Genomic DNA, 10,034 nt, shown 5'->3' on the forward strand with positions numbered 1-10,034 from the left:
ATCCATTAGCGTGTTGTATTCAGATTGCTCCAAATTAGGCATGCCGTAAGGCATTCCCCACGTAGGGTTGTCATGTTCGTAGGCCGCGTACTCTTCTATTGTTGGGCAGGTTTGCTGTCTATCGACTGAAAAGTCGAAGCCTTCTAACTGAGCTTGCTGAGGCAACGGATGGTTTTCTTTTTGTTGCAGCATTCTTGCCATTAAGCCCGCATCTAAGTTGGCTGTCGTATTCTGTATGCGTTCATTAAGAATCGGGTGGAAGTCGGCATCTCGCCATTCTTGTGTGGTGGTCGCATCTTCAAACAAGCGAGTAGGCGCTGTAGCTCTTAAACGTGTTCCTTCATAAACCAAGTTCTTGCTTGCACCACGATCGATCCCTTCAACAGAAGACATTTTAAGCTGGCAAGGTGCGTCGTAACACGCATGACAAACCACACAGCGATTATCGATGATAGGTTTTACTTGGTTGATAAAGTGCTCGGCTTGAGCGGATACAACAGGGACTTGTCGTTCACGAACTTCGGGTTTACCAAACAGTTCGTTGTAGTTCAGTCCAGCGTAAACAGCACAACCGGAAAAAATAGAAACGAACGCCAGTAGTAAGATTTTTTGTAGATTCATACGCGTAATGAAGAGTTGAATTTTTTATAAGTATATCGCAAATGATTGAAAATGCTCATAGTGATCGTGAGCCGACATATCAAAACAGAACAAGCTGCGATCAAACAATATCTCCTCCCTGAACTATCCATATTTCATAATCTCAGCGTGTAAAAAAAGAGGATAAATTCAGAGTTTTGATAATGAAAGTTGTGATCTATTTAAAAGATACCGTGTATATGCCAGTTTAGTTTGCCGACRATATCACAAGCTGCGTCGGAATTTATTGAGAGATTTTTTAGATAATTCATAGTGTGAACAAAGAGGTTATTAAATAACAAGTTATTAAGGTAAAGTATGAAAAAAACAATCATGAGCGTCTTGGTGTCTTCTGTTCTCGTATCTCAATTATCAATGGCTGCTGCGCCAAACACTGAACTTCAATTAATGCCTTACCCAAAAGAGGTGAGCCTAAATTCAGGTAAAGTTGTTATTAATCAAGATTTTGCAGTTTATGTGTCTGACTATTCTTCTGGTCGTATAGAGCGTTTAGCTCAGCGAATCATCGATCGTGTGGAAAAACAGACAGGTTTACTTCTTAAGAACCCAATAGCTGAATCTGCGGAAGAAGCGACATTAATTCTTGATGTTAAAAAAGCGTCAACGTCGGAAGTTCAGGATCTCGATACTGATGAGTCTTATGAGTTAGCAGTAGAAAAGAACCAAGTCGTTTTGTCTTCGACTTACCCCGATGGCGTGATTGACGGCGCGGAAACCTTTTTACAGTTAATTACAACGGATTCTGAATCGACTTATATTCCAAACGTGAGTATTTCAGATGAACCGCGCTTCAAATACCGTGGTTTACTTATCGACTCTTCACGCCACTTTATTGAACTAGAAACCGTTAAGCGTCAAATCGACGGAATGGCTTCCGCTAAGCTAAACGTATTACATTGGCATTTAACGGATGACCAAGGCTGGCGCATTGAATCTAAAGCGTATCCGCGACTTCAAGAAACTTCGTTGGGCGGCCAATACTATACGCAGGACGAGCTCAAAGAAGTGGTGGAGTACGCACGCGATCGAGGCATACGAGTCATTCCGGAAATCAATTTACCATCTCATGCTAGCCAAGTTGTAAAGGCATATCCTAACTTGGGTTCTGGCGACGCTAAAGACTACCAAGGTACGATAGAGTGGGGCGTATTCCCGCCATTGTTAGATCCAACAAACCCGGACGTTTACGAATTTGTCGATCAAATCGTTGCTGAAATGGCCGAAATCTTCCCTGATAACTCACTTCATATTGGTGGTGACGAACCTATGTATGGGGAATGGGAAGGGAACGAAAATATCCAAGCCTACATGCAAGATAATAATATTGAAGATGAACGAGCATTACAGGCGCACTTTAATGCCAAGGTACAAAAAATCTTAGCTAAGCATGGAAAGGACATGAGCGGTTGGGATGAAATTTATCACCCTGATCTGCCAAAGAGCATCACTATTCAGTCTTGGCGTGGTCACGAGTCTCTAGCAAACGCAGCAAAAGATGGCTTCCAAGGTATCTTGTCTACGGGCTATTACATCGACCAACCTCAGCCAACTAGTTATCACTATCGCAATGACCCAATCCCTAAAGGGTTAACGGTTGACGATGAAGTGCACTCTGGCGAAACATTTGAAACTTATACTTGGCAAAAACCACGTGGTAAAGGTTCAAACCGTAAAGGTACATTAACCATTATTACGGCTAAGGATGGAACCGCTCGCGCATTCACGGACTACAACGGTAAACCACGTGCAGAAGTGGCAATAACGGAATACGAAGCAGGTAAGCGCTTTGTTGGTCACTTCGATAACTTTATGTCTTACACCAATTTTGTATTAGATATTGAAGGCGGAGAAATTAATAAAGAGACGTCTTATCAAGTGATAGGTAACGTTCGTTGGCCAACATTCGGTACTAAAACTGCAGGCAGCGATCTTGAAGGAACAGAGGTGCCTACGCATAAGCGACCATTTAACTTACCAAAAGAGTTAGAAGACAAAATCCTTGGTGGTGAAATGACATTGTGGGCAGAAAACGTCTCTGATGAAACGTTAGCAGTGCGTTTATACCCAAGAGCATATGCGATTGCAGAGCGTCTTTGGTCTCCAGAAACACTAACAGATGAAGACTCGATGTACGAACGCATGCAAAGTGTTTCTGCCTGGTCAACAGTATCTGTTGGTTTAAATCATGAAACAAACCCATATCGTCAGCGAGTTCGTTTGGCTGGAAGTGTAGATGTTGCGCCTTTAAACACCTTAGCTGAGTACGTTGAGCCTGCACAGTATTACGCTCGTAACTGGATCAAATTCAATAATGGCGTATACCATCAATTTGAGCGCTTGAACCGCTTTGTTGATACGTTACCTGTTGAGTCATACCGTGTTCGTGAAATGGAAAAACTGGCAAATTCTGACGACCTAGGTGCAACTCGTGAACTTCAAAATGATTTCTTTAAAATCATTACCAACCACAAAGTTGTGGCTGAAATGATAGAGGGGAACCACATGATGAAGGAGTCTTTGCCACTTGCTGAAGCGACTTTAAATATGGCGGTGTTAGGAAACAAGCTCGCTAACATGAAACTGAAAGGCGAAACGCTGTCTACATCAGAAGCGACCCGTTACATGCAAGAAATTAATGAAGCTGCTCAGCCGAAAGATGAAATGATAGTTGCTTTGACTCGACCAGTAGAAATCTTGTTAAACGCTGTTAAATAGGCACGAGTATTATTGCTCTAAGCTGAATAGCGAAAAGCTACATCGTTATTTATGGTTAAAAATTTGCAGATAAACAAAAGAGCTTAACCTTAGGGTTAAGCTCTTTTTAATTGCGCTATGTTAGCTTTGTATTACTTGAGTACGCCTTTCATGTCGTCAATCATTAACTGCGTTGCAGTGATCCCACTAGCAGATATATACCAGGCTTGAGCGTTAAGGTGCGCTATCTTTTTGTTACGAGCAGCACTCGTGTTGTTGATTAACGGGTTGTTAAATTGCTGTAATGCCTTACCTTGCGATCGCCCTATGGCTTGGTCGCGGTCGAGTACCAATAGGTAATCCGGATTGGCGGTTGCTATGTACTCAAAGCTGATTAAATCACCGTGCCTGGAAGTTTTGATATTCCTCGCCGCTTCTTGAAAGCCGAACAGTTGGTAAATTGCACTATAGCGAGAGTGCTGACCAAAAGTTGATAGATTCCCACCATTGGTCATAACGGTTAAAGCGTTCGCTTGCTGTGCTTTGGTTTGGAGACGGATCTCGTTAATCTGAGCTTGTTGTTGGACAATTGTTTGTTCAATTCGCTTTTCTTGCTCGAAGATCATCCCAAGCATTCTCCATGCATCTTGACTGGTTTCCCAATACTCTGCAGGATCTGCCATAAATAACACGGTCGGTGCGATTTCAGATAACTCTTTCATCGATTCCGAGCTACGGTTACTAACAATGATCAAATCCGGCTTGAGCGAATAAATCACTTCAAAGTTAGGCTCAAATAGTGAACCTACAGATCTAAACTTCGTATCTTGATATTCGTTAAGGTAAGTAGGCATCGGTGCTTTTACGACACCAATAGGCTTTACTCCTAAGTGATCAAGTACATCTAAGCTGTCCATCCCCAGTACGATGACTCGTTCTGGTTTCGTTTCGAGTGTAGTGGAACCCATTGGGTGCGACACTGTGATCGTTTTAGCTATAGAAGTACTTGTAGCTACGAGCATGAGAACTAGAGTTGACGCTTGAATGAAATAACGATGAACTACTTTCATTACGATCACCTTTAGAACGCGTAGCTAACATTAAAGCGGAAGTCACGGCCGGCATTGGCATAGCCTTGTGCGACGGTGCTACCAATGTACTGGCTGTATGACGCGTGGTCGTAATAGTACTTGTCGAACACGTTCTTAACAGACAAGGTTAATGCAAGCTCTTCATCACTCATCGGTAACCATTGCGCGTATAGGTCGTGTACCCCGTAGCCAGGTTTCTGTGGGTTTACGCTTGGATCGGCTACATCGGTTAAACGTTCAACAAAGCGAGCGTTCCACCCAAGTTCTACTTCATGAATTGGTGAGTAGGCAAGATCGAGAACCCATGTATCCCCAACAGAAGTACCAATATTCATATTGTCGTCAGATAACACCACGCCATTCAGTTCAGGCTTCGATTGGCTGTAGCTTAAATGTGCAGAGACTGTTTCGAATGAGTAGCCGACGTAAGCCGTTGCGCCTTTGTTTTCAAGGTCACCAAGATTGGTTAGGTGGGTACCGTCGTCGCCAACAACATCTTCGATCTTGCTATAAAACAGAGTAATACCAGCTACAAAGTCTTGGTATTGATAGGCTGCTCCAACCTCGGTGTTGTGTGCGGTCTCTTCTTTGCGATTAGGATCGTTTTTCTTGTAATCGACCACGAACAGCTCTTTGGTTTGCTGACCGCGCAATGCTTGCGCATAACTTGCCTGTAAATTTAGGTTATCGGTTGCTTGGAAACTTAAACCAACGTTTGGGCTTAATCCTTTAGATTCGAACTCTTGCTTCAAGTTGTCTGTCAGTTCGTACCAATCGTACCTAGCACCAGCGCTTAGTATTAGCGCATCGGTTAAGCTCCAGTCGTCTTGAACGAATAACCCAAACACTGTCGCCTTTTCATCAGCCGTTGAAGTGCCTGATCCTGTCTTAAGCTCTGCATTATCTTTTTTGTAGTCAGCACCAAATATTAAAGTGTTTGAATCAAAATTCGCAGTGTTGCTAACTTTTGCACCGTTGGTATTAATAAAGCCATCTGAAGTTCCCCATTTAGGGTGGTCTTTATGTGCAATCCTATTGTCTGTGGTGTAGAGCGTTGTATCGACATTGATCGTATTACTGCCTTTGTAGCCGTGATTCAAAGTAATAGTCTGACGATCAGCTTCTTGCTCTAATACCTCATTTTTGAAACTTGGCTGGAAATGGGGTCTGTTTAGGCGAGGACCATTATCTTCACGATAGTCGTAACTGATGGACGCACTTTGAGTATCAGTAAATTGGCCTGATAATTTGAGTAGAGCGACTTTTTGTACAAGAGCTGTGTAAGGTTGCTCTTCGCCTTCGCCATCAACAATATTGTCTCCGTCAACATAGCTAAATGAGGCGAGAAGACCGACTTCTTCTGCTACTTCACCATATAGGCTAGCTGAACCTTTGTAACCGTTGTTGTTGGTGTAATAGCCAGACTTTACTTGAGCGCCAAACTTGTCGCCGGGTTGCAAAAGGTCGTGGGCATCTTTGGTTGTAAATTGAATGGCACCGCCAAGTGCTCCAGGACCATTGGTTGCTCTACCTGCACCTGCACTTACATCAACTTGTTTAAGAAGTTCTGGTTCAATCGAAATTCTACCTTGGTGATGGAAAAGGCTGCCTGACTGTTCAGCGCCATCGATCGAGATATTGAGCATGGTATCTTCAAGGCCACGTACGTAGATCTTTTGAGATATACCTGATGATCCGCCAACACTGATTTCAGATTCGTTACGAAATACATCATTTAAGTCTTGAGCTTGGCGCTTCTCTAAATCATCAACAGAAATACTGATGTCATTAGCTTGAACTTGCTGGCCAGTAACTTCGATTACTTCGACGTCTTGATTCGCTAAAGTGGGTTGAGAAATAAGCAGTAGTGCACTTGCGATAGAGCTAAGTTTAAATACGGTTTGAAAATTCACCGAAACCTCCGATGTTAATGAGAATTATTATCGGGTTTAATTGTGGTGTTCTATCGGTATTGAGTAAACGGATTTTACAAATGTTACATATCACGCTATTTGATGAATAAAAAAGCCCCATATTGAATCTTATAAGGGGCTTTTGTCGCTGTTTAGTGCAGTTCTAGATATCAACAGGGGAGGGTGACAGTAACGCAAAGCCCTTTTCGTGTAGCATTAGATGCCTCTATGTTTCCATGCACCGCTTGAATATGCCGTTTCGCAAGTGCCAAGCCAACGCCAAAACCTTTACGGGAATTAACCTGATTCTTTGTTTTGAAAAATGGCGTGAAAATTTGGTCATGTAAACCTTCATCGACCCCTGGCCCTTGATCTATGATTGAGACACTCGCAATGCCATTTGATTTCGATAAATGGACTACAACTGAGTCTCCGGGAGGAGTGTAACGTAGTCCGTTACGTAAAATATTTTCAAATGCTTGACCGAGTGCTCGTTGATTTGAATAAGAGAGAGTGAGTGATTCGGGAGCTTGTAAATGTATGAGGCGATCTGGGAACTCAAACTTTGCATCTTCAATAATTGATTCKATTAGCTCTGGAAGATCGACAGGTTCTTCCCGGAGATCTGGTTGTTCATTCTCAATCCATGCAAGTGTTAGAGTAWCTTCCGCGAGCATCCTCATATTACTAATTTCAGACTTTATACGCGTTACCATTAGGTCTGGCTTGATCCCTTGTTCTATACAGTCTAAAGCCATTTCTACACGTGCAATCGGCGTTCTAATTTCATGAGACATATCTGAAATCAAATTGCGGTTATGTGAAATGACAGTTGATGTTCTTTCAGCCATATGGTCAAAGGTTTTGGCAACTTGGCTGATTTCGTCGTTACCTAAGGTTAGTCGAGTAGAGATTCTGGCATCGTAGTTGCCCTTCATAAACTCCTTAGTTGCGAAATGGAAATGTTGTAAAGGGCGCATAACATATCGATATAAGTAGATAGTTAAAGCTAAGAGCGCCGCAAAAGGAATAATGAATCTGAATAGCCAAAATGCATGTGACATATACGAACCTGGGCGCATTCTGTCGGGAAGTATCATGAGAAAGTGGTGATTGGTTGGGCTGAGAGCGACTTCCATTATTGGGTTGTTAGGGAAATCGAGGTGAATTTTCCACTCTACATTACGCCCGATACCATAACCCTCCCAAAAACGTGCGTTTAACGCGTTTCCAGCCACAACTTGAATATCTGATTTTACGACAGTTACCCAAGTCTGTTCTTGTTCGGAAAGTTGATCTAGCCATGCATCAAGCTCTGAAAGTTGATTACTTTGGATAAGTTGTTGAGCCTGTTTCCCCCAACTTACAATTTCTTGCTGATGATTTTTCTTTATATAGCTCATTTTTTCATTGGAGAGAATGGCAACGCTGTGTAGAAGCGAGAAAAAGATCACAACACCAAATGACAAGACAATTAACAGCCGCCAAAAAAGCAGTTTCTTCATTTTAAAATATACCCTTTGCTGTGCACCGTTTGGATACGCCCGCTATTCATTCCTTCTGTAATCAATCTTTTTCTTACTCGACTCAAATGCATGTCTAAGCTGCGGTCATATTGGCTAAAATCCCGTTCCAACACAGCTTGATATAAATAGGGTTTACTTTGGATAGCACCTGCGTTTTGTACAAGAACCCAGAGCAGTTTGAATTGTATCGGCGTAAGTTGAATGGGATTGCTCTGCTTACTTTGCCTAGTCACTCTGACTGTTTGCTCGATGCGGTTAAGTTCTAGTTCTTGATAAACGATATTTTGATTTGTGTTTGCGCTTGAGCTTGAGGAGCCTTTGGTTCGCCTAAGCACTGCTTCTATCCTTAGACTGATTTCAGTGAAGCTACAGGGTTTTGATATGTAGTCGTCTGCGCCTGATTTAAAACCTCGAATTCGATGTTCTTCTGCACCGTATGCTGTGAGCATGATGACGGGTATTTTGAGGTTAGCATGAACAAAGTTAAGTAAGCTAAACCCGTCAATATTGGGTAAATCAACATCCAATAACACTAAGTCATAGTGCTTAAGTTTTAATAWACGGAGTGCTTTTTCTCCGCAAGTGGTACTTGTTACGTGATATTTCTGATGGGATAGGAGGTCGGTAAGCTGCTCGTTTAACGTAGTGTCGTCTTCTACGACGAGTAGTGACCCGTGGTAGTTTGCATCATTGATAGGTGACTGGTGAGCGGAAGATGATACTTCGTTTGAGAAAAGCATAGTGGCAACTAATTATTGATAATGCTTTTCATTATCAATAATTGAAGGGGTGAATGCAATGTCTATAAATTACAGATTTGTAAATAAACCTATTAGAGGGGACTTAACTTCTCACGACGAGGCGAGACTTTTGAATTTGTTAGAAATACGGCTGTAAATGGTATATGTAAAGGGAGCGGGCGTTCCATTGTTTACCAGCAAAAAAAAGAGCCTAACCCTAAGGTTAAGCTCTTTTTAATAAATCTATTCTGAAGATTAAGCGTTTGCTGCTTTCAGTTCAGTAGCTTTTGCTTCAGTAATTGGCTTAGTGATGAAAGCAAGAACGATACATACGCCCATCATAGCTGCAGATACTGTGTAAGCTAGACCGTAACCGCCACCATTAGCCATAGAGAAACCTACAACTGCCGCGCCGATTGCACCACCAATACCCCATGACGTGTATAGAACGCCGTAGTTAGTACCGTAGTTTTTCAGACCATAAAACTCAGCAGTTAGTGATGGGAATACAGCTAGAAGTGTACCGTAACCAATTGCTGCAATTGCAGTACCGATGATTAGCGTTAATTCTGTATTGAAAGTAGCGAACAGAACCATGTTCGCGCCTTGCAGGATGAAAGCAAGAAGAAGTGTACGCACACCGCCAATCTTGTCAGACAGGATACCTGCAGCAACACGGCCGCCAGAGTTGAAGATCGCTAGGATAGAAGCTAGGTAAACTGCGTTTGGCAGATTCGCTTGAACGCTTGCGATGTTCGTGATGTTACCGATGATCATTAGGCCAACAGAAGCTGCAAACGCGTACATGATCCATAAAGAGTAAAACTGTGGCGTTTTAAGCATTGCTTTCCAGCTAATGTCAGTCGCTTTTTTCACTTCAACAGGAGCTTGACCCGCTTTTACTTTTGGCGCTTCAGGAGTGTAGCCTGCTGGTGGGTTGTTAATAGTACAAGCAAGTGGAACTGCTACTGCCAGTACGCCAGCACCAAGAATCATAAATGCAGTGTTGATACCCATTTCAGTGATAAGCATAGACGTTAGCGGTGCTAGGTAAATAGCAGCTAGACCGAAACCAGCAGCAATAAGACCGTTAACCATACCTTTCTTAGAAGTATGGAACCATTTCATTGCAGAAGGAGATAGACACGCGTAACCAAAGCCGATACCAGCACCAGTGATAACACCAAAAGTGATGTTAAGCATAATTGGTGATGTAGCAAAGCCAGAAGCAATCATACCTAGGCCAGTTAACGTAGTACCTAAGATAAGGATTTTACGTGGACCCATGCGATCTTGCAGGATACCAGCAACTAAAAGACAAACAGAGAAAGTGATTGTTGCGATAGCGTAAGGTGAAGAAGCTTCAGCTGCACTCCAGCCAAAATCGGTTACAAGTGCTTTGTTAAATAC

The 10,034-nt window shown here is 42.6% G+C and carries 7 protein-coding genes; 1 reads left to right on the forward strand and 6 read right to left on the reverse strand.

What is annotated here, in order from left to right; translation table 11 throughout:
* Positions 1–621: fatty acid cis/trans isomerase (locus L4C33_RS16020; RefSeq protein ID WP_428813418.1), on the reverse strand; the 621-nt coding region annotated here is incomplete at its 3' end.
* 336 nt (positions 622–957) lie between these two features.
* On the opposite strand from L4C33_RS16020, the gene L4C33_RS16025 reads away from it, so the two are divergent.
* Complete coding sequence (locus tag L4C33_RS16025) at positions 958–3,375, forward strand: family 20 glycosylhydrolase (RefSeq protein ID WP_428813419.1); 2,418 nt, start codon at positions 958–960, stop codon at positions 3,373–3,375.
* Between the two features lie 131 nt (positions 3,376–3,506).
* On the opposite strand, the gene L4C33_RS16030 is transcribed toward L4C33_RS16025, so the two are convergent.
* The 5 genes from L4C33_RS16030 to L4C33_RS16050 form a co-directional block, all read right to left on the reverse strand.
* On the reverse strand, positions 3,507–4,424 hold the full coding sequence (locus L4C33_RS16030) for a siderophore ABC transporter substrate-binding protein (RefSeq protein WP_428813420.1): 918 nt from the start codon (positions 4,422–4,424) through the stop codon (positions 3,507–3,509).
* An 11-nt stretch (positions 4,425–4,435) separates the two neighbouring features.
* Complete coding sequence (locus L4C33_RS16035; RefSeq protein WP_428813421.1) at positions 4,436–6,358, reverse strand: TonB-dependent receptor domain-containing protein; 1,923 nt, start codon at positions 6,356–6,358, stop codon at positions 4,436–4,438.
* Between the two features lie 170 nt (positions 6,359–6,528).
* Positions 6,529–7,863: a sensor histidine kinase gene (locus tag L4C33_RS16040; protein ID WP_428813422.1), complete on the reverse strand. Its 1,335-nt coding sequence runs from the start codon at positions 7,861–7,863 to the stop codon at positions 6,529–6,531.
* A complete protein-coding gene (locus L4C33_RS16045) occupies positions 7,860–8,624 on the reverse strand; it encodes a response regulator transcription factor (RefSeq protein WP_428813423.1) in 765 nt (254 codons plus the stop codon). Before L4C33_RS16045 ends, L4C33_RS16040 begins: the two co-directional genes overlap by 4 nt.
* A gap of 255 nt (positions 8,625–8,879) precedes the next feature.
* A partial coding sequence (locus L4C33_RS16050; protein WP_428813424.1) for an L-lactate MFS transporter occupies positions 8,880–10,034 on the reverse strand: 1,155 nt, incomplete at its 5' end.

It is taken from the genome of Vibrio makurazakiensis, from assembly GCF_050337375.1.
GTDB lineage: Bacteria > Pseudomonadota > Gammaproteobacteria > Enterobacterales > Vibrionaceae > Vibrio > Vibrio makurazakiensis.